General features: G+C 65.5%; 19 protein-coding genes and 1 pseudogene. 2 read left to right on the forward strand and 18 right to left on the reverse strand.

Going from position 1 to position 19,664, the window contains the following annotated elements; all coding sequences use genetic code 11:
• Nucleotides 1-92 precede the first annotated feature (92 nt).
• The 17 genes and pseudogenes from ACR652_RS22025 to ACR652_RS22105 form a co-directional block, all read right to left on the reverse strand.
• Nucleotides 93-1,604, reverse strand: a complete 1,512-nt coding sequence (locus ACR652_RS22025; RefSeq protein WP_434508619.1) for an NADH-quinone oxidoreductase subunit M — start codon at nucleotides 1,602-1,604, stop codon at nucleotides 93-95.
• Nucleotides 1,604-3,676, reverse strand: a complete 2,073-nt coding sequence (nuoL, locus tag ACR652_RS22030) for an NADH-quinone oxidoreductase subunit L (RefSeq protein WP_434508620.1) — start codon at nucleotides 3,674-3,676, stop codon at nucleotides 1,604-1,606. Before nuoL ends, ACR652_RS22025 begins: the two co-directional genes overlap by 1 nt.
• Before the next feature lie 8 nt (nucleotides 3,677-3,684).
• Nucleotides 3,685-3,993 carry an NADH-quinone oxidoreductase subunit NuoK gene (nuoK, locus tag ACR652_RS22035; protein ID WP_434508866.1) on the reverse strand — a complete coding sequence of 103 codons (309 nt, stop codon included), beginning with the start codon at nucleotides 3,991-3,993 and terminating at the stop codon, nucleotides 3,685-3,687.
• 15 nt (nucleotides 3,994-4,008) lie between these two features.
• A complete protein-coding gene (locus ACR652_RS22040) occupies nucleotides 4,009-4,611 on the reverse strand; it encodes an NADH-quinone oxidoreductase subunit J (RefSeq protein WP_434508621.1) in 603 nt (200 codons plus the stop codon).
• A gap of 55 nt (nucleotides 4,612-4,666) precedes the next feature.
• Entirely contained in the window at nucleotides 4,667-5,155 is a 489-nt protein-coding gene (gene nuoI / locus ACR652_RS22045) for an NADH-quinone oxidoreductase subunit NuoI (protein ID WP_281801774.1), read from the reverse strand.
• A 9-nt stretch (nucleotides 5,156-5,164) separates the two neighbouring features.
• Complete coding sequence (nuoH, locus tag ACR652_RS22050) at nucleotides 5,165-6,190, reverse strand: NADH-quinone oxidoreductase subunit NuoH (RefSeq protein ID WP_434508867.1); 1,026 nt, start codon at nucleotides 6,188-6,190, stop codon at nucleotides 5,165-5,167.
• Between the two features lie 31 nt (nucleotides 6,191-6,221).
• Nucleotides 6,222-8,282, reverse strand: a complete 2,061-nt coding sequence (gene nuoG / locus ACR652_RS22055; protein ID WP_434508622.1) for an NADH-quinone oxidoreductase subunit NuoG — start codon at nucleotides 8,280-8,282, stop codon at nucleotides 6,222-6,224.
• 37 nt (nucleotides 8,283-8,319) lie between these two features.
• A pseudogene (gene nuoF / locus ACR652_RS22060) lies at nucleotides 8,320-9,624 on the reverse strand (NADH-quinone oxidoreductase subunit NuoF).
• Nucleotides 9,625-9,633: 9 nt separating this feature from the next.
• Nucleotides 9,634-9,888: a hypothetical protein gene (locus ACR652_RS22065; RefSeq protein ID WP_434508623.1), complete on the reverse strand. Its 255-nt coding sequence runs from the start codon at nucleotides 9,886-9,888 to the stop codon at nucleotides 9,634-9,636.
• An 11-nt stretch (nucleotides 9,889-9,899) separates the two neighbouring features.
• A complete protein-coding gene (gene nuoE / locus ACR652_RS22070) occupies nucleotides 9,900-10,508 on the reverse strand; it encodes an NADH-quinone oxidoreductase subunit NuoE (protein WP_434508624.1) in 609 nt (202 codons plus the stop codon).
• A 4-nt stretch (nucleotides 10,509-10,512) separates the two neighbouring features.
• Complete coding sequence (locus ACR652_RS22075) at nucleotides 10,513-10,935, reverse strand: endonuclease domain-containing protein (protein ID WP_434508625.1); 423 nt, start codon at nucleotides 10,933-10,935, stop codon at nucleotides 10,513-10,515.
• Nucleotides 10,936-11,069: 134 nt separating this feature from the next.
• Nucleotides 11,070-12,287, reverse strand: a complete 1,218-nt coding sequence (locus tag ACR652_RS22080; protein WP_434508626.1) for an NADH-quinone oxidoreductase subunit D — start codon at nucleotides 12,285-12,287, stop codon at nucleotides 11,070-11,072.
• Between the two features lie 11 nt (nucleotides 12,288-12,298).
• A complete protein-coding gene (locus ACR652_RS22085) occupies nucleotides 12,299-12,901 on the reverse strand; it encodes an NADH-quinone oxidoreductase subunit C (protein ID WP_434508627.1) in 603 nt (200 codons plus the stop codon).
• A gap of 69 nt (nucleotides 12,902-12,970) precedes the next feature.
• A complete protein-coding gene (locus ACR652_RS22090) occupies nucleotides 12,971-13,555 on the reverse strand; it encodes a NuoB/complex I 20 kDa subunit family protein (protein ID WP_434508628.1) in 585 nt (194 codons plus the stop codon).
• Entirely contained in the window at nucleotides 13,546-13,911 is a 366-nt protein-coding gene (locus ACR652_RS22095; RefSeq protein ID WP_434508629.1) for an NADH-quinone oxidoreductase subunit A, read from the reverse strand. The genes ACR652_RS22090 and ACR652_RS22095 overlap by 10 nt, the downstream gene beginning before the upstream one ends.
• Before the next feature lie 157 nt (nucleotides 13,912-14,068).
• Nucleotides 14,069-14,935 carry an ATP12 family chaperone protein gene (locus tag ACR652_RS22100; RefSeq protein ID WP_434508630.1) on the reverse strand — a complete coding sequence of 289 codons (867 nt, stop codon included), beginning with the start codon at nucleotides 14,933-14,935 and terminating at the stop codon, nucleotides 14,069-14,071.
• A gap of 159 nt (nucleotides 14,936-15,094) precedes the next feature.
• On the reverse strand, nucleotides 15,095-16,153 hold the full coding sequence (locus tag ACR652_RS22105; protein ID WP_434508631.1) for a pseudouridine synthase: 1,059 nt from the start codon (nucleotides 16,151-16,153) through the stop codon (nucleotides 15,095-15,097).
• 172 nt (nucleotides 16,154-16,325) lie between these two features.
• Here ACR652_RS22105 and ACR652_RS22110 point away from each other — a divergent pair, with 172 nt between their 5' ends.
• Nucleotides 16,326-18,101, forward strand: a complete 1,776-nt coding sequence (locus ACR652_RS22110) for a sodium:solute symporter (RefSeq protein WP_434508632.1) — start codon at nucleotides 16,326-16,328, stop codon at nucleotides 18,099-18,101.
• Nucleotides 18,102-18,111: 10 nt separating this feature from the next.
• Here the strand turns inward: ACR652_RS22110 and ACR652_RS22115 are convergent, their stop codons facing one another.
• Nucleotides 18,112-18,924, reverse strand: coding sequence for a sterol desaturase family protein (locus tag ACR652_RS22115; protein ID WP_434508633.1), 813 nt, complete (start codon nucleotides 18,922-18,924; stop codon nucleotides 18,112-18,114).
• Nucleotides 18,925-19,145: 221 nt separating this feature from the next.
• On the opposite strand from ACR652_RS22115, the gene ACR652_RS22120 reads away from it, so the two are divergent.
• Nucleotides 19,146-19,652 (forward strand): SRPBCC family protein, encoded by a 507-nt coding sequence (locus ACR652_RS22120; RefSeq protein ID WP_434508634.1) that lies wholly within the window; start codon nucleotides 19,146-19,148, stop codon nucleotides 19,650-19,652.
• Nucleotides 19,653-19,664: the final 12 nt, after the last annotated feature.

Genomic DNA, 19,664 nt, shown 5'->3' on the forward strand with positions numbered 1-19,664 from the left:
TGAGGATCAGCGCCAGAACGCCGAGGACGAGGATGGTTTCCGGCAGGAAGTGATGCGCGAGGGCGGTTGAGAACGACATCGTCAGCGACCGATCATTGAACGGCCTGGGCGACGACTTTCGCCGCACTGGCCAGGGCCGTGTGAGATTGCAGGAGATTGGCGACGGAAGCCGCGGACGCCTCGATGATCGGCCCCGGCCGCACGCCGTAATAGATGGTGAGCGCGATGAGCGGCGCGAAGATCAGCAGCTCGCGCGGCGAGAGATCGGTGATCGTCTGCAGCGCCGGCTTGTCGAGCGGTCCGAAGACGACGCGCCGATAGAGATAGAGCGCATAGGCCGCCGACAGGACGACGCCCGAGGTCGCGAACAGCGCCACCCAGCTATTGGCGACGAAGGCGCCGGCGAGCGTCAGGAACTCGCCGACGAAGCCGGAAGTTCCCGGCAGGCCGACATTCGCCATGGTGAAGATCATGAAGGTGACCGCGTAGAGCGGCATGCGATTGACGAGGCCGCCATAGGCCGCGATCTCGCGCGTATGCATGCGATCGTAGATCACGCCGACGCAGAGGAAGAGCGCGCCGGAGACAAAGCCGTGCGAGATCATCAGGAACATCGCGCCCTGCACGCCCTGCGGCGTCAGCGTGAACAGGCCCATGGTGACAAAGCCCATATGCGCGACCGAGGAATAGGCGATGAGCTTCTTTATGTCCTCCTGCACCAGCGCGACGAGCGAGGTGTAGATGACGGCGATGACGGAGAGCGCATAGATGAGCGGCGCGAAATAGGTCGAGGCGTCCGGGAACATGGGCAGCGAGAAACGGATGAATCCGTAGCCGCCCATCTTCAGCAGGATCGCGGCCAGGATCACCGAACCCGCCGTCGGCGCCTCGACGTGAGCGTCCGGCAGCCAGGTGTGGACCGGCCACATGGGCATCTTCACCGCGAAGGAGGCGAAGAAGGCGAGCCACAGCCAGGTCTGCATCGACGACGGGAACTGCGTCTCGAGCAGAGTGACGATGTCCGTCGTGCCGGTCTTGCCATAGATCGCGAGAATGGCGATCAGCATCAACAACGAGCCGGCGAGCGTGTAGAGGAAGAATTTGAAGCTCGCATAGACGCGCCGCTTGCCGCCCCAAATGCCGATGATGAGGAACATCGGAATGAGGCCGCCCTCGAAGAAGAGATAGAAGAGCACGAGATCGAGCGCGCAGAACACGCCGATCATCAAGGTCTCGAGCACGAGGAAGGCGACGAGATATTCCTTCAAGCGGAACTTCACCGACTCCCATGAAGCGAGAATGGCGAAGGGCATGAGGAACGTCGTCAGCAACACGAAGGGCATGGAGAAGCCGTCCACGCCCATTTTATAGGTGAGGCCGGAGCCGAACCAGCTCTTCTGCTCGACGAGCTGAAAGGCGGCGCTGGCCGTATCGAAACGTCCCCAGACGACGAGCGACAGCACGAAGACAATGATCGTCGTCAGCAGCGCCGCCCATTTGGCGTTGCGCAGTGTCGCCTCGCTCTCGCCTTTCAGCGTCAAGATGAAGGCCGCGCCGACGAGCGGCAGAAAGGTCAGGCCCGTGAGAATGCCGAAACCGAACATCAGCGCAGACCTCCCGCGACGAACCAGGTGACGAACGCCGCGACGCCGATCAGCATGGCGAAGGCGTAGTTGTAGACGTAGCCCGTCTGCAGCCGCACGGCGATGCGGGCGCCGTCGGCGACGCGCGCGGCCACCCCGTCGGGGCCGAGCCCGTCGATGATGGCGCCGTCGCCGCCCTTCCAGAACAGACGGCCGATCCGAAACGCCGGCTTCACGATGATGGCGTCATAGAGCTCGTCGAAATACCACTTGTTGAGCAGGAACCGGTAGAGGCCCGGCAGCGCCTCGGCCAGCTTCTGCGCGGTTCCCGGCTTGAGCATGTAGACGTAAAACGAGACCAGGAAGCCGAGCACCATCATCGTGGACGGCGCGAAGCCGACCCAGGCCGGAATCTCGTGGCGCGCATGCAGAATGTGGTTGTGCTCGCCGGTGAACAGCGCGCCCTTCCAGAATTCGTCATAGGCATGGCCCGCGAAATAGGGCTCGAAGACATAGCCCGCGCCAATCGCGCCAAGTGCGAGGACGGCGAGCGGGACGAGCATGACCAGCGGCGACTCATGCGGCGTGTGATCGCCGTGGCCGTGGCCGTGATCGGCGTGGCCGTGGTCGTCGTGATGATGCGCATGGTCGTCGCCGTGCGCATGCGCCAATTGGGCGGCCGTCGGCTCGTCCTCGGCGTGGCCTTCCGTGACCTCATGGCCGTGGCGGCTGCCGAAGAACGTCATGAACACGAGGCGCCAGGAGTAGAAGGAGGTGAGCCCCGCCGCGACGACCGTCGAAACGAAGCCGATCAGCGCCGCCGTCTGATGCTGGCCCGCCGCATAGGCGGCCTCGATGATGCCGTCCTTCGAGAAGAAGCCGGCGAAGCCGATTTCCGTATGCGGAATGCCGAAGCCCGTGAGCGCCAGCGTGCCGATGGTCATCATGGCGAAGGTGAAGGGAATGTCCTTCCTCAGCCCGCCCATGTTGCGCATGTCCTGCTCGTGATGCATCGCATGGATGACCGAGCCGGCGCCAAGGAACAGCAGCGCCTTGAAGAAGGCGTGCGTGAACAGGTGGAACACGCCGAGCGAATAGGCGCCGACGCCCTCCGCCACGAACATGTAGCCGAGCTGCGAACAGGTCGAATAGGCGATGACGCGCTTGATGTCGTTCTGCACGAGACCGACCGTCGCGGCGAAGAAGGCCGTCACCGCCCCGATGATCGTCACGAAGGCCGCCGCATGGGGGGCGTGTTCGAAGACCGGCGACAGGCGCGCGACCATGAAGACGCCCGCGGTCACCATGGTGGCGGCGTGAATAAGGGCGGAGACGGGCGTCGGGCCTTCCATCGCGTCCGGAAGCCAGGTGTGCAGGAAGAACTGCGCCGACTTGCCCATGGCGCCGATGAACAGCAGGAAGGCGGCGATCTCCAGCGCGTCGACGTCCATGCCGAAGACATGGATCGGCTTGCCCTCGAGGCCCGGAACGGCGGCGAAGACCTCGTTGAAGGTCAGGGACTGCGTGAGCTGAAAGACGAGGAAGATGCCGAGCGCAAAGCCGAAGTCACCGACGCGGTTGACCACGAAGGCCTTGATCGCGGCCGCGCAGGCGGAGGGCTTCTCGTACCAGAAGCCGATCAGCAGATAGGAGGCGAGACCCACGCCCTCCCAGCCGAAGAACATCTGCACCAGATTGTCGGCCGTCACCAGCATGAGCATGGCGAAGGTGAAGAGCGACAGATAGGCGAAGAAGCGCGGACGCGACGGGTCCTCGTGCATGTAGCCGATGGAGTAGAGATGCACGAGGCTCGACACCGTCGTGACCACCACCAGCATGACCGCCGTCAGCGTGTCGACGCGCAGCGCCCAGTCGACCTTCAGCGCTCCGACCGTCATCCAGTTGCCGAGCACCGGCGCGAAGCCGTGGCTATGGCCCAGCGCGACGTCGAAGAAGGTGATCCAGGACATCACGGCCGAGGCCAACAGGAGCCCGGTCGTGATCAGTTCGGAAGGCCGCGGCCCGATCTTGCGCCCGAAGGCGCCGGCGATCAGGAACCCCAGCAGCGGGAGAAAGACGATTGCTTGGATCATCGCGGGGATCAGCCCTTCAACGAATTGATGTCTTCGACCGCGATGGTGCCGCGGTTGCGATAGAAGGCGACGAGGATGGCGAGGCCGATGGCGGCCTCCGCCGCCGCCACGGTGAGCACGAAGAGCGCGAACACCTGTCCGACCAGATCGCCGAGCTCATGGGAAAAAGCGACGAAGTTCAGATTCACCGACAGCAGGATGAGCTCGACCGACATCAGAATGACGATGATGTTCTTGCGGTTGAGAATGATGCCCGCGACGCCGATCGTGAACAGGATCGCGGCGACGACGAGGTAATGGGTGAGGCCGATGGTCATCATGTGGCTTCCTCGTTAGACGCCGGTCCGGAACGGGACCTTCTTGATCTCGATCACATTGTCACGGGTGCGCGCGTTCTGCTCGTCGATCTTCTGGCGCTTGACGTTGGGCTTGTGATGCAGCGTCAGCACGATGGCGCCGATCATGGCGGTGAGCAGCACCAGCGCCGACGCCTGGAAGAAGATCACATATTTCGTGTAGAGCACCTGGCCGAGCGCCGCGGTGTTGGAAACCGTCGCCGGGATCGGCGTCTCGAGCAGGCTCTTCGAGGCTTCCGACGGCTGCCAGCCGACCGCGACCATGCCGAGTTCCGCCAGAACCACCACGCCAACCGCCGCGCCGACCGGCACATATTTGGCGAAGCCCTGCTTGAGTTCGGCAAAATCGACGTCGAGCATCATCACGACGAAGAGGAACAGCACCGCGACCGCGCCGACATAGACGACGATCAGGATCATCGCCAGGAATTCCGCGCCCGAGAGCAGGAAGAGACCCGCGCCGTTGCAGAAGGCGAGGATGAGAAACAGCACCGAATGCACCGGGTTGCGGGCGAAGATCACCACGCAGGCCGATGCGATCATGATCGTCGCGAAGATGTAGAAAAATACAGCCGCCACGGCCTCATCCTCTCATGAAGAGCGCGCGGCCTTCGCCGCCGCTCGCGTTCAGTCTTTACCGGTAGGGCGAATCCAGCGCGATGTTGCGCGCGATTTCGCGTTCCCAGCGGGCGCCGTTCTCGAGCAGGCGCTCCTTGGTGTAGTAGAGCTCCTCGCGCGTTTCCGTCGCGAATTCCTGGTTCGGCCCCTCGACGATGGCGTCCACCGGGCAGGCCTCCTGGCAGAAGCCGCAATAGATGCACTTCACCATGTCGATGTCGTAGCGCGTCGTGCGGCGCGTGCCGTCGTTGCGGCGCGGGCCGGCTTCGATGGTGATGGCCTGAGCGGGGCAGATCGCCTCGCAGAGCTTGCAGGCGATGCAGCGCTCTTCGCCATTGGGGTAGCGGCGCAGCGCATGTTCGCCACGGAAGCGCGGCGACTGCGGGTTGCGCTCATGCGGATAGTTCAGAGTCGCCTTCGGCTTGAAGAAGTAGCGCATCGACAGCAGGAAGGCGCCGACGAACTCCGACAGGAAAAGCGACTTTGCGGCTTGGTCTAGTCTCATGACGGGCCCTTAGCTCGCGACTGCTCCGCCGCCGAATTGCAGGACGGCGGCGACGATGACGACCATGACGAGCGAAATCGGCAGGAAGACTTTCCAGCCCAGCCGCATCAGCTGATCGTACCGGTAACGCGGCACGAACGCCTTCACCATGGCGAAGAAGAAGAAGAAGAAGCTGACCTTGAGGATGAACCAGATCACCCCCGGCACCCAGGTGAAGGGCGCGATCTTCGCGGGCGGCAGCCAGCCGCCGAAGAACAGGATGGTCAGCAGCGCGCACATGGTCACGATCGCCACATATTCGGCGAGCATGAACAGCACGTAGGGCGTCGCCGAATATTCGATCATGAAGCCCGCGACGAGCTCGGACTCCGCCTCGACGAGGTCGAAGGGAGGACGGTTCGTCTCGGCCAGCGCCGAAACGAAGAAGATGACGAACATCGGGAACAGGCGCAGCCAGTACCAGCCGGCCATGCCATATTGCGTATCCTGCGCGCGCACGATCTCGGTGAGGTTCAGCGAACCGGCGCAGAGCAGTACGGTGATGATCACGAAGCCGATGGAGACTTCGTAGGACACCATCTGCGCGGCGGAGCGCAGCGCCGACAGGAACGGATATTTCGAATTCGACGCCCAGCCGCCCATGATCACGCCATAGACGCCAAGCGACGACAGCGCAAAAATGTAGAGAATGCCGACATTGATGTCGCCCACGACCCAGCCGCCGTCGGACACCGGCACCACCGCCCATGCGGCGATGGAGAGCGTCGCCATGATGAAGGGCGCGAACAGGAAGACGCCCTTGTTCGCCGTGTCCGGGATCACCGGCTCCTTGAGCGCGAATTTGATGAAGTCCGCGAAGCTCTGCAGCAGGCCCCAGGGACCCACGACGTTCGGGCCGCGGCGCAGTTGCACCGCCGCCCAGATCTTGCGGTCCGCCAGAATGACATAGGCCACATAGATCAGCAGCACCACCGCGATCAGCACGCTCTTGATGAGAGCGAGCAGAACGGGGCTTTCCGCGAGATAGGCGGTAATAGCGTTCCAGCCTTCAGACACGTCGTCGCTCCTATTCCGCCGCCTGCTTCAGCCGGCCCTGCGCGAGGGCCGAACATTCCGCCATGACCGCCGAGGCGCGCGCGATCGGATTGGTGAGATAGAAATCGGAAATCGCAGGGACGAAGGCGTCCTTCATCGCGACCGCCGGATGGCTGGCGAGCTTGCCGACGTCGCTCGCGGAGCCGACCTCGATCTGGTCGATGCGGCCGAAATGCGGATGCGCGGCGACCAGCTTGCGACGCAGCTCGGCCAGCGAGTCGAAGGGCAGCGCCTGACCGACGACCGCCGACAGCGCGCGCAGGATCGCCCAGTCCTCCCGGGCCTCGCCCGGCGGGAAGACGACGCGCGAGGCGAGCTGCACGCGACCTTCCGTGTTCACGTAAAGGCCGGACTTCTCGGTATAGGCGGCCCCCGGCAGGATCACGTCCGCGCGATGCGCGCCGCGATCGCCATGCGTGCCGATATAGACGACGAAGGCGCCCGGCGCGATGTCGATTTCGTCGGCTCCGAGGTTGAAGACGAGGTCCATCGCGCCAGCCTTGGCCATCGCCTGCGCGTCCACACCGCCGGCCGCCGGCGTGAAGCCGAGGTCGAGCGCGCCGACACGGGCGGCCGCCGTGTGCAGAACGGAGAAACCGTTCCAGCCGTCGCTGACGCCGCCAAGCTTTTGCGCGGCCTGCGCGGCGAGCGCGAGGACGGCGTCGCCGTCCGGACGCGCCAGCGCGCCCTGCCCCACGATCACCAGCAGTCTGCCGACCGGCCTGCCCTCCTGGATGAAGCGCAGCAGCGACTCCGGGCCGGCTCCGAGATAGTCGTAGTCATAGGTCAGCTCGGCCTTTTCGCCGACCAGCGAAATCTTGAAGTCGCCCTTCAGCCAGCGCTTGCGGATGCGCGCGTTGAGAACGGGCGACTCCTTGCGCGGGTTGGAGCCGACGATCAGCAGCGCGTCGGCCTGCTCGACGCCGGCCACCGTCGCATTGAAGAGATAAGAGGCGCGGCCGAAGGCGGGATCGAGTTTCACGCCGTCCTGACGGCAGTCGAGATTGGGCGAGCCGAGCTGCTGCATCAGCAGCTTGAGGGCGAAGATTTCCTCCACCGCGGCGAGATCGCCGACCAGCGCGCCGGTGCGCGCGGGCGCCGTCGCCTTGCGCTTGGCGGCGATGGCCTCGAACGCCGCCTGCCATGTGGCCGGACGCAGCCGGCCGTTCTCACGGACATACGGCCGGTCGAGACGCTGCGTCTTCAGGCCGTCGACGACCTGGCGCGTCTTGTCGGAAATCCACTCCTCGTTCACGAGGTCGTTGACGCGCGGCAGGATGCGGATGACTTCGCGGCCGCGCGAGTCGACGCGAATGTTCGAGCCCAGCGCATCCGTGACGTCGACCGTGTCGGTCTTCTGATATTCCCAAGGACGCGCGCGGAAATTCTGCGGCTTGGGCAGCAGCGCGCCGACCGGACAGAGATCCGCCACGCAGCCCTGCAACTCGCTCACCATCGCGGTTTGCAGATAGGTCGTGATCTCCATGTCCTCGCCTCGGCCAATGGCGCCCATGTCGCTGGTGCCGGCGATTTCAGCCGTGAAGCGAACGCAGCGCGTGCAGTGAATGCAGCGCGTCATTTCGGTCTTCACCAGCGGGCCGATGTATTTGTTCTCGACCGCGTGCTTGTCTTCCGTATAGCGCGACTTGCCCGCGCCATAGGCCAGCGCCTGGTCCTGCAGATCGCATTCGCCGCCCTGATCGCAGATCGGGCAGTCGAGCGGATGATTGATAAGCTGGAACTCCAGCACGCCCTCGCGCGCCTTCTTCACCATGGGAGATTTGGTGAAAACCTCCGGAGGCGCGCCGTTCGGGCCCGGACGCAGGTCCTTGACCGACATCGCGCAGGAGGCCTGCGGCTTCGGCGGGCCGCCCTTCACCTCGACGAGGCACATGCGGCAATTGCCGGCGATGGACAGGCGCTCATGGTAGCAGAAGCGCGGCACTTCCGCGCCCGCCTCCTCGCACGCCTGGAGAAGCGTGAACTCTCCCGGAACGTCCACTTCGACGCCGTCGACGAGAATCTTTGTCACTTCGCTCTCTCCGAAGTCGCAATGCGCTTGTTCATGATCACTCCGCCGCCTCGCGCACGGGTTCGGGGTGCGGATTGGCCGTGTATTGATCGATGCGCTGCTCGATCACGTCACGGAAATGGGTGATGAGCCCCTGGATCGGCCAGGCCGCCGCGTCGCCCAGCGCGCAGATGGTGTGGCCCTCGATCTGCTTCGACACCTCGAAGAGCATGTCGATCTCTTTCTTCTGCGCGCGGCCTTCGACCATGCGCTGCACGACGCGATACATCCAGCCCGTGCCTTCGCGGCAGGGCGTGCACTGGCCGCAGCTCTCGTGCTTGTAGAAATACGCGAGGCGGGCGATGGCGCGAATGATGTCGGTGGACTTGTCCATCACGATCACCGCCGCCGTGCCGAGGCCCGAGCCCAGCTTGACGAGGCTGTCGAAGTCCATCGGGCAGTCGATGATCTCATGCGACGGAACGCGGCGCTCCTACGAGCCGCCCGGAATAACGGCAAGCAGATTGTCCCAGCCGCCGCGGACGCCGCCACAATGGCGGTCGATGAGCTCGCGGAACGGAATCGACATGGCCTCTTCGACATTGCACGGCCGGTTGACGTGGCCGGAGATCGAAAACAGCTTGGTGCCCGTGTTGTTGGGCTTGCCGATGCCGGCGAACCAGCCCGCGCCGCGGCGCAGGATGGTCGGAACGACGGCGATCGATTCGACGTTGTTGACCGTGGTCGGACAGCCGTAGAGGCCGACATTCGCGGGGAACGGCGGCTTCAGGCGCGGCATGCCCTTCTTGCCCTCGAGGCTCTCGATCAGCGCCGTCTCTTCACCGCAGATATAGGCGCCCGCGCCGTGGTGCACGTAGAGGTCGAAGGGATAGCCATGCACATTGTTCTTGCCGATGAGATTGGCCTCATAGGCCTCGTCCACCGCCTTCTGCAGCGCGACACGCTCCGCAATAAACTCGCCCCGCACGTAGATGTAGCACGCATGCGCGCCCATGGCGAAGCTCGCGACCATCGCGCCCTCGACCAGCGTATGCGGGTCGTTGCGCATGATCTCGCGGTCCTTGCAGGTGCCGGGCTCGGACTCGTCGGCGTTGATGACGAGGTAATGCGGCCGCTTGGGGTCGACGTCCTTCGGCATAAAGGACCATTTCAGGCCGGTCGAAAAGCCCGCGCCGCCACGTCCGCGCAGGCCGGAGGCCTTCACTTCCTCGATGATCTTGTCGCGACCCTTGGCCAGCAGCGCCTTGGTGTTGTCCCACTGACCGCGCGCACGGGCGCCGGCCAGCGAGCGGTCGCCGATGCCGTAGAGGTTTGTAAAAATGCGATCTGCGTCGGAGAGCATGATCCGTCCTTACGCGTTCGGCGTATCGATGATTTCAAGGCGTCGCTCGATGCGGGACATACGTCCTTCCATCGCGCCAGAGGCCTCGTAAAGATTGGCGAGATCCATATGAAACGCGCCCATGCGATTGTCGATCGCCGAAATGGCCGAACGCAACGCCCTGACCTCGCCACGCGCTTCACGCATGGAGTCCTCGATGTTGCCGAGACGCGCCTGCATCGCCTTCAGCACCTCGTAGATCAGTTCGTTCGTGACTTCGGCCATGGCGAACTCCGTTACTTCTGACCGTAGAGCGAGGTCAGGCTGGTCAGGCCGCCCTCGGGCTCCGACGACACGCGGCCCTTCTGCGAACCGGTCTTCACCGGCCGGCCGGCGGCGAGATCGTCGAGCAGCTTCTCGAAATTCTCGGCCGTGAGGTCTTCGTAATAATCGTCGTTGATCTGCACCATTGGCGCGTTGCAACAGGCGCCGAGGCACTCGACTTCGAGCCAGGAGAACAGGCCGTCGGCCGTCACCTTGCGCTGCGGACCGACGCGGCGCTCCAGCACCTTGATGAGATCGTCGGAGCCGCACAGCATGCAGGGCGTCGTGCCGCAGAGCTGGATGTAATGCTTACCGACCGGCTCCAGATTGAACATGGTGTAGAAGGTCGCGACCTCGAGGACGCGAATCTTCGGCATGCCCAGGGTTTCGGCAACCTTTTCGATCGCGGCCTGCGGGAGCCAGTAATCGTTCTGCTTCTGCGCCTGCCACAGGGCGGGCACCACCGCGGAGGCCTGACGGCCGTCCGGATATTTGGCGATCTGCTTTTCGAGCCACGCCTTGTTCTCGGGCGTGAACTCGAAGCTCTCGGGCTGATTTTCGGCGAGACGACGGACGGACATGATCTTATTCCACGGGCTCACGCCCTCCCCCTGCAAGGGGGAGGGTCGGGGTGGGGGTCGAAGCCGCGACAAAAGGCTGAACGGCGAGCCAGATCGTCTCTACGACGCCGTCGATATTGGTCACAACCTCGTTATTCCAGAAACGCAGAACACGCAGCCCCTTGTCTGCGAGAAAAGCGGTACGGCGCGCATCCGATGCAATTCCGGCGACGAACCCGTGCTGATCGCCGTCGAGCTCGACAGCGAGACTCGCGGGCGCGCAATAAAAGTCGACGAAATAGGGGCCGATGGGGTGCTGGCGCCGGAACGACACGCCCAATTGCGCATTCGTCAGACGAGCCCACAACATCTTCTCGACGCCGGTCATGTCCCGGCGCAGCTCGCGGGCGCGCTCGGTCTTGGCTCGGGTCCGGTCAAAACGGGCCATGTCGATCTCCCCATGCAAAGTCGACGCGGACAGAACCCCCTCCCCGACCCTCCCCCTTGCAGGGGGAGGGAGAGTCGCGGCGCCCGCCTGACTCCCTCCCCTTGAAAAGGGGAGGGTTTGAGTGGGGATCAAACTCACCGATCGACCTCCCCGAAGACGATATCGAGCGAGCCAAGAATCGCCGAGACGTCGGCGAGCATGTGGCCCTTGCACATGAAATCCATGGACGACAGATGCGCGAAGCCCGGCGCGCGGATCTTGCAGCGATACGGCTTGTCGCCGCCGTCCGACACAAGATAGACGCCGAATTCGCCCTTGGGCGCCTCGACGGCCGCATAGACCTCGCCGGCCGGCACATGGAAGCCCTCGGTGAAGAGCTTGAAGTGCTGGATCAACGCTTCCATCGAGCGCTTCATCTCGCCGCGCGAGGGCTGCGTGATCTTGTGATTGGGCGTCAGCACCGGGCCGCGGCCGTCGGCGCGCAGCAGCTTCTCGACGCACTGCTTCATGATGTAGGTCGACTGGCGCATCTCTTCCATGCGGATGACCGCGCGGTCGTAGCAGTCGCCGTGCTTGCCCACGGGGATGTCGAACTCCATCTCCTCGTAGCACTCGTAGGGCTTCGCCTTGCGCAGGTCCCAGGCCGCGCCGGAGCCGCGCACCATCACGCCGGAGAAGCCCCACTTCCAGGCGTCCTCGAGCGAAATCACGCCGATGTCGACGTTGCGCTGCTTGAAGATGCGGTTGCCGATGAACAGTTCGTCCAGGTCCTCGACGACTTTCAGGAACGGATCGCAGAAGGCGCCGATGTCCTCGACGAGCTGGTCCGGCAGGTCGCGCGCAACGCCGCCCGGACGGAAGTAATTGGCGTGCATGCGCGCGCCACAGGCGCGCTCGTAGAACACCATCAGCTTCTCGCGCTCCTCATACCCCCAAAGAGGGGGCGTGAGCGCGCCAACGTCCATCGCCTGCGAGGTGACGTTCAGCAGATGAGAGAGCAGACGGCCGATCTCGGCGTAGAGCACGCGGATGAGCTGGGCGCGGCGCGGAACCTCTATGCCGAGGAGGCGCTCGATCGCCAGACAGAAAGCGTGCTCCTGATTCATCGGCGCGCAGTAATCGAGCCGATCGAAATAAGGCACGTTCTGCAGATAGGTGCGCGCCTCCATCAGCTTCTCGGTGCCGCGATGCAGGAAGCCGACATGCGGATCGCAGCGCTCGACGACTTCTCCGTCCAGCTCCAGGATCAGGCGCAGCACGCCGTGCGCCGCCGGATGCTGCGGGCCAAAGTTGATGTTGAAGTTGCGCAGGCCCTGGGACTCGGGCTTGGGGGCGGTTGCTTGATCGTTCATCTGCGACGCGCTCACTTGCTCGCCTTCTCATCGCCCGGAAGGTCGTATTGCACGCCCTCCCACGGCGAGAGGAAATCGAAATTGCGGTATTCCTGCTGAAGCCGCACGGGCTCATAGACGACGCGCTTGCGCTCGTCGTCATAGCGGACCTCGACGAAGCCGGTCATGGGGAAGTCCTTGCGCAACGGATGACCATCGAAACCATAGTCGGTCATGATGCGGCGCAGGTCCGGGTGGCCCGAGAAGATCACGCCGAAGAGATCGTAGGTCTCGCGCTCGTACCAGTCAGCGCCCGGAAACAGCGGAACGAGCGAGGCGACGGGGGTGTCTTCCGCCGCCGGCGTCTTGATGCGGATGCGGCGGTTGTGCCGGGGCGACTGAAGATGCGCCACCACCTCGAAACGCTCGTCGCGCTCGGGATAGTCCGCCGCCGTCACATCGACGAAGTTGACGAAGAGGCAATCCGGATCGTCGCGCAGAAAGGTTGCGACGTCGATCCAGCGGTCGCGCGCCACGGTAAGCGTCAGCTCGCCATAGGCGACCTTCACCGCCGTCACCGCGCCGGGAAGAGCGCCGCCGATCCGCGCGCCGAGTGTTTCCAGTTCAGCCGACATACGTCACTTTCCTTTGATGCCGCGCGTCGCCGCGCCTCCTCGCCCCGAGCGCGGGGAAGAGGGAAGACCCTAGCGTTCGATCGTGCCCGTGCGGCGAATCTTCTTTTGCAGCAGCAGCATGCCGTAGACCAGCGCCTCCGCCGACGGCGGGCAGCCCGGCACGTAGACGTCTACCGGAATGATGCGGTCGCAGCCGCGCACCACCGAATAGGAATAGTGGTAATAGCCGCCGCCATTGGCGCAGGAGCCCATGGAGATGACGTAGCGGGGCTCCGGCATCTGGTCGTAGACCTTGCGCAGCGCCGGCGCCATCTTGTTGGTCAGCGTGCCGGCGATGATGATGCAGTCCGACTGACGCGGCGAGGCGCGCGGCGCGAAGCCGAAGCGCTCGAGATCGTAGCGCGGCATGGCCGCCTGAATCATTTCCACCGCGCAGCACGCGAGGCCGAAGGTCATCCACATGAGCGAGCCGGTGCGCGCCCAGTTGATGACGTCGTCGGTCGCCGTGACGAAGAAGCCCTTGTCGGCCAGCTCTTCGTTGATCTGGAGGAAGAACGGATCGTCCGAGCCCACCGGCTTGCCGGTGCGCGGGTCGATGAGGCCCTTGGGCCGCGGCGCGACGAGCGCGCCCCCCTGGTTCGTGATCAATCCCATTCCAGCGCTCCCTTGCGCCACTCATAGACAAAGCCGACGGTCAGCACGCCGAGGAACACCATCATCGACCAGAAACCGAAGGCCCCGGCGTCCTTGAAGGCGACCGCCCAGGGGAAGAGAAAGGCCACTTCGAGATCGAACACGATGAAAAGCAGCGACACCAGATAGAAGCGCACGTCGAATTTCATGCGCGAATCGTTGAACGGGTTGAAGCCGCATTCATAGGCGGAGAGCTTCTCCGGGTCCGGCGCCTTGAAGGCGAGCAGGAAGGGCGCGACGAGCAGCGCGCCAGCGATGATCGCGGAGAGCGCGATGAAGATCACCAGCGGCAGATATTGTTCGAGCAGCATCGGCATGGGTCGTGTCCGGTTCGGTCCGACGTTTCGGCTGGGCGAAGGCCGCATTCTCGGGAGCTTCAAACTTGGAAAAGCTCCAGGCCGCGGGTTCCGTAACAAAGCCCCTTGTGCAAAGCAAGAGACAACGACGGCCGCGCCGGCCGAATGGGCGATTTGGTCACATCTTCGGCGCAACGGAGGAAGCCGCCCCGAGGCCGCCGTCTCCCGGCGCTTCGCCGCTCTTGGCGCAATCCGAGACGAAGGCCGCCGCCGCCATTTCCTTGAATCGCGCCGCGCGACGCTCCAGCGCCTCGGCGTCCTCGCCCCAGGTCCGCATCTGGAAGTCCTCGTCGATATGGGCGGCGGCCCAGGCTTCCGCAAGGTCAATTGCTTTCAATGACTTGGCGAGCGCGAGAATCAGCGAGCCGGTGAGCGTGGTCATCACGTGAAGCGCGGCGAGCCGCAGCGGCGCCCCTGGCCCCTCGCCGACATAGGCGCGGACCGCCGCCGCCAGCGCCGCGAGCGATTCTTCGGGTTGCGCGGCGAACATCACCCCTTCGGCGAGGCCGAGCCTTGCGCCAAGCTTGTCGCGGGCGAAGGCGAGCAGCGGGTCCCAGGCGGCGCGCTGCGCGGCGACAAGGCTCTCGGGCTCGGCCGCGCGGTAGCACAGCATGTCGGAGCCGCCGTATTTCACCAGCTCCGCCTCGACCGCGGGCATCTGGTGCGCGACGCCGTCGAGCGCTGAATTCACGAGCTTTGTCAGCGGCATGGTCGACGGGTCGATCGTCTCGCCCTGCCCCGCCCATTCACCCGCGAGCGCTTCGGCGAGCGGGCGCCAGGGCACGACGACCCGGCGCCTCGCCGGCGTATTGACCGGGCGCCCGTCGAGCAGGATCGAGAAGCCCCCGTCCGCCTCGCCGACGGTCGCCTCCTTGTAGAAGCGCTTCGGGAGCGGCCGGGCCGGGTCACGGGCGGCTTTGACGGGATCGCGCTCGCCGGATTCGACAAAGAAGTCCGTCTCGAAGCTGGATCGGTCTTTGGGCATGGGGTTTCCTTTGGACGACGCTGAGAGGCCCCCACCCCAACCCTCCCCCGCTTCGCGGGAGAGGGGGCAGGCTCGGGCCTTTATCTGGAACGCGGATCGCGAGCGTCCCCTCTCCCGCGAAGCGGGGGAGGGACAGGGAGGGGGCGGCGCCCGCCCCCGTCACGCATCCGGCGCATCCTCGATCGGATCATACTGCTTCACGTCGAAGCCGAAGAGCTCCCAGCTCCTTTTCATATGCTCCGGCAGCGGCGCCGTCACATCCAGGGTCCCCCCTTTGGGATGCGGCAAGACGAGCCGCCGGGCGAGAAGGTGCAGCTTGCGCTCCAACCCATCCGGCATGGCCCGCAGCGGATCGCGACGGCGCACGTCGTCCTCCGGGCGATGGCCATATTTCGGGTCGCCGAAGATCGGGTGCCCGATCGCCTCGGCATGGGCGCGCAACTGATGGGTGCGGCCGGTCAGCGGCTTCATCGAGAGCCAGGCGCAACGGGGCGCCACCTTGTCGACGATGGCGTAATAGGTCAGCGAGTGCTGGGCGTCGGCGTCGCCGTGCTTCGCGATTCGCATTTTTTCGAGATCGCGGCCGGCGCCCCGGCTCTTTTCCATCCCCGGCCCCTTGGCCAGATAGAGCGACACGCGGCCCTGGGCGGGCTTGGGCACGCCCTCGACCAGCGCCCAGTAAATCTTTTTGGCCTGACGCGAGCGGAAAATCTCCCCCAGATCCGCCGCCATGCGCCGGCTTTTGGCGACCAGCAGCACGCCCGAGGTGTCGCGGTCGAGACGGTGGACCAGCACGGGCCGAGACTCGCCCCTCGCAAGCGATTCGAGCATGCCGTCGACGTGGCGCGTCTGGCCGGAGCCGCCCTGCGTCGCGAGACCGAAGGGTTTGTTGAGGACCATCAGGTCCTTGTCCTCGAAGAGCGTCATCGCCCGGATCGCTTCGGCGTCCTCGGGGCTGGCGCGTTTCACGGCCGGGCTCGCGAGCGGCTCGATCTTCAGCGGCGGCACGCGCACCGTCTGGCCTTCTTCGAGCCGCGTCGAGGTGTCGACGCGCTTGCCGTCGACCCGGACCTCGCCCTTGCGGCAAATCTTGGCCAGATGAGACAGGGCCAGCGTCGGATAGCGCCGCTTAAACCAGCGGTCGACGCGCATCCCCGATTCGTCCTCGGTGACGGTGGTCGTGGTGACGCCCACGCCTTTGGTCTCGGGCGCGCTCATGCGGCCTCTCGCGTTACGGGGAAGAAAAACGGCATGCCCGCCTTATGGCTCAAAGCCGGGCTCATTGTCGATGGCGCAGATGATGCGGCCGTTCATGCGAAGGCGGCGGCGCGCCCTTCCCCGGCTCCGCCGTCTCCGGTAATCTCGCCGCAACCACCCCGCGAGAGCCCCCATGCGAGAGCGTTCCGGCGAAATTGCCCTGTTTGACCGCGCGGTTCTGGATTCGCGCATCGCCTTCGTCACGGCGAGCTTCCTGCTGGCCTATGGCTTCGCGGCGCTGCTCGATCGCGTCGGCGCGCCGGAGCGGTTCGTCGGCGCGGCGCCGCCCTGGTTCACCATCGTCGCGCTGGCAGCGCTGGGCTTCCTGCTCCATTCCATGCGGGTCTCGTTCTATTACGCCGGCGGCCGCGCCATTCCCTCGGCTTACGCGGGATTCGCCAATGCGGCCGTGGCCATCGCTTTGCTGCTGCCCTTCGCGACCCGCATCGCCGGGCATTCCTGGGGGATCGGCGTCATTTGCGGGGCCTTTCTCGGCATCGCCGGCGCGGCCCTGTTTCTGGGTCCGCTGCTGCGGCGTACCGGCGTCTTCTCGATCTCCGGATTTCTCGCCGCGCGCTTTCCGGGCGCGGCGCCGCGGTTCGGGCTCATCGCCGCCGCGGCGGTCGCCTCGGGCCTGCTCGCCGTCGCCGGCAGCCAGATGGCGGTCGACGCGCTCGTCGAATTGACCGGCTCGGGCCGGGTGTTCTCCGCCTTTGTGGTCGCGGCGGCCGGGCTCGTCATCGCAGGCCCGGGCGGGCTGGGCGGCGCCGTCTGGGCCGCCGCCGCCGGCGCCGGCGTCGCCCTGCTCGGCTTCGGCTGGCCGGTCGCGGCGCTCTGGGCGCAGGGCCGCCTGCCCGTCGGGCTCTTCGGCGGCCCCGGCTGGCCGGAGGCCGAGCAGCTCTTCACGGCGTGGCGGCTCATGCCCGCGCCGATGGGCGTGTTCGTCGAAATCGGCGCCACCCTCGCCATGGCGCTGGGCGTTTCGGCGCTGGCGCCCGTGCTGGCGCCGTCGGTGACGACCGAGAGCCCCACGGCGGCCAGATCCTCGGGCGTCCTGACGCTCCTCTGGACCCTGCTCTTCGCGCTGCTGATCGCGGCGGCCATCGCCGCCTCCGCGCTGAGCCTCGCTGTGGCCGTCTCCGGCCAGAGCGCGGAACGCTTGCCGCCGCCGATCTACGCGGCGAGCAGCCGGGGGCTCGTCGCCATCTGCGACGCCAAAGCGTCGAACCCCTCCCAGGCCCAGCGCGCATGCGCGGCGCAGAATATTGCGCCCGGCACGCCCGTCTCGGCCGCCAATATTCGCCCCGTCGACGGGGATTATCTGCTTGGCGCGCTGCCCGCCGCGACTGACCTCGGCGCTGCGGCGGCGGGGCTGATGGCCTCGGCGCTGGTCGCCTTCGGGCTGCTTCTGGCCGCCATCGGCCTGCAAACCTGCAGCGCGGCGCTGGGCCATGACGCGCTCTACCGCCTGCGCGGCGAAATCGACCTCACCAGCCGCCGGCTCGCCATCACGCGGCTGGCGCTCGTCGGGGTCGCGACCTGCGCCTATATCGCCAGCGTGACCCAGATCGTCACGCCCGGCGGGCTGATTTCGCTGGCCATCGCCGTCTCGGCGGCCTGCGTCGCTCCCTCGGTCGCCCTCGCCTTCTGGAGCCGGGCGGGCGACCGGGAAGCGCTGGCCGCGCTGGCCGGGGGCGCCGTGGCGCTGGCGGCGGCGCTGTTCATTGCGGGTCCCGCGCGCAAGATCGAAGCCTATGCTCTCGCGGGTCTCGCCGGGGCGACCCTGGCCATCGCCGCCGGCGTGGTGTCCGCCCTCGCCGCGAACCGCGAGAACCCGGCCGCGCAGGCCTTCGTGCGACGGGTGCTCTACGGCGACGGCGAGATCATCGCGCCGGACAAGGGCGCCTGAGCGCGCCGGCTCACCTGTCGCGCCTCTTTCTCGGCACCAGATGAATGACCTGCGCCAGCCGCTCCTCGGTGACGAAGGCGAGGCTGAAGAGCTGCACGAGATTCTCGGCCTGTATCAGCTCAAGACCCACGGATTTCGGGGTCAATTCCTTGCGCGTGCCGAAGATCATGTCCCAGACCGCCAGAACGACGCCGAAATTGCTGTCGTGCTGGCTGCGCCGCGTCGAATGATGGGCGCGGTGCAGGGACGGGGTGATGATCAGCCACGACAGCAGCTTCTCACCCGGGAAGGTGATGTTGGCGTGGTGGAACAGCACGAACAACATCCGCACGACCTCGCAGACGATCACGACATGCGCCTCGACGCCGATCGTGACGGTGCACAGGCACTTCACGATGACTTCGAGGAATTGGTCGAAGACATGGAAGCGCAGTCCCGTGCTGACTTGGAACGTCCTGTCGCTGTGGTGGACCTTGTGAAAGCGCCACAGGGGCTCGAAGCGATGGCCGGCAAAGTGCCAGGCGTAAACCGCGAAATCGAAGAGGATGAAGCTCAGCGCCCATTTCGCCGGTCCGTCGGGCGCATTGGCGAGCAGGCCGTGGCGGGAGTAAGCGCCGGCCACCATGATCAGGCTCGACGCCGACACGGCGCTCATGATGAGATTGTTGATCAGGAACGCCGACGTGTTGGTGGAGAACGCCGCCTTCAGCCTGTCGCGGCTGAAGGCGCGCAGAGGATGCAGCTTCTCCATCACGATCAGGGCCAGGAACAGGCCGACGACGGCAACGAGAAGAAGGGTCGCTATGGCAGGCGGAGCGTTCATCTGAACCTCTCCGTTGTGTCTCCGCGTCCGGGGGACGCAACAAGGTGTGTTTCACATTGAAAGCTGGTGTGAACAACGCTCCCAGCAACCCTTGACAGGGGGATTTTTCCATATCTGGCGCCCATTTCGAGGCTGACGCACAGCTTCTTGTTCCGCACCTTCGCAGCCATACGTAACACCTGACGATCCACCCACCGATCGCACGTGGGGAGGTTTTGAACATGTTCGGGTTGAGAATGAACGCCGCTCCCTCCGCCGCCGCGGCGGGGATGGCGTCTGCTGTCGTGCCGCAGCCTGTCGACGCTGTGTTCGACTTCGTGGCGCGGGACTTCTTCGCCAATTACCAGCGCTGGTCGACGCAGGTCGTGGAGCTGGAGCCGAAGGGGCCGACTCCGGTCCGGCCGGGCGTGAAAGCGAAGCAGGTGACGCTGGAGCGCGGCATGCGCAGCGAAACCACCTTCGCCGTGGCGGAGGTGGAGCCGCCGCGCCGCCTTGTGCTCGAGGGCGTTTCCGAGCGTTTCCGGTCGACCTATGAGTTCGAACGGCGCTCCGACTCGGAGACGGAGGTCACGTTCCGCATGGAAATGCGGGAGCTGGACCTGTCCATGCGGCCCTTCGCCAAGCTGATCGGCACGGCGTTGCAGGAAGGCGCGGAACAGACCGTCGAGAACATCCGGTCGCTGCTCGCCGAGGGCGCCCCCTGTACCGAACGAGCGCGTGCGTGTTGACGGAACAAGGTT

Origin of the sequence: Methylocystis sp., assembly GCF_051061225.1 — a bacterium.
GTDB lineage: Bacteria > Pseudomonadota > Alphaproteobacteria > Rhizobiales > Beijerinckiaceae > Methylocystis.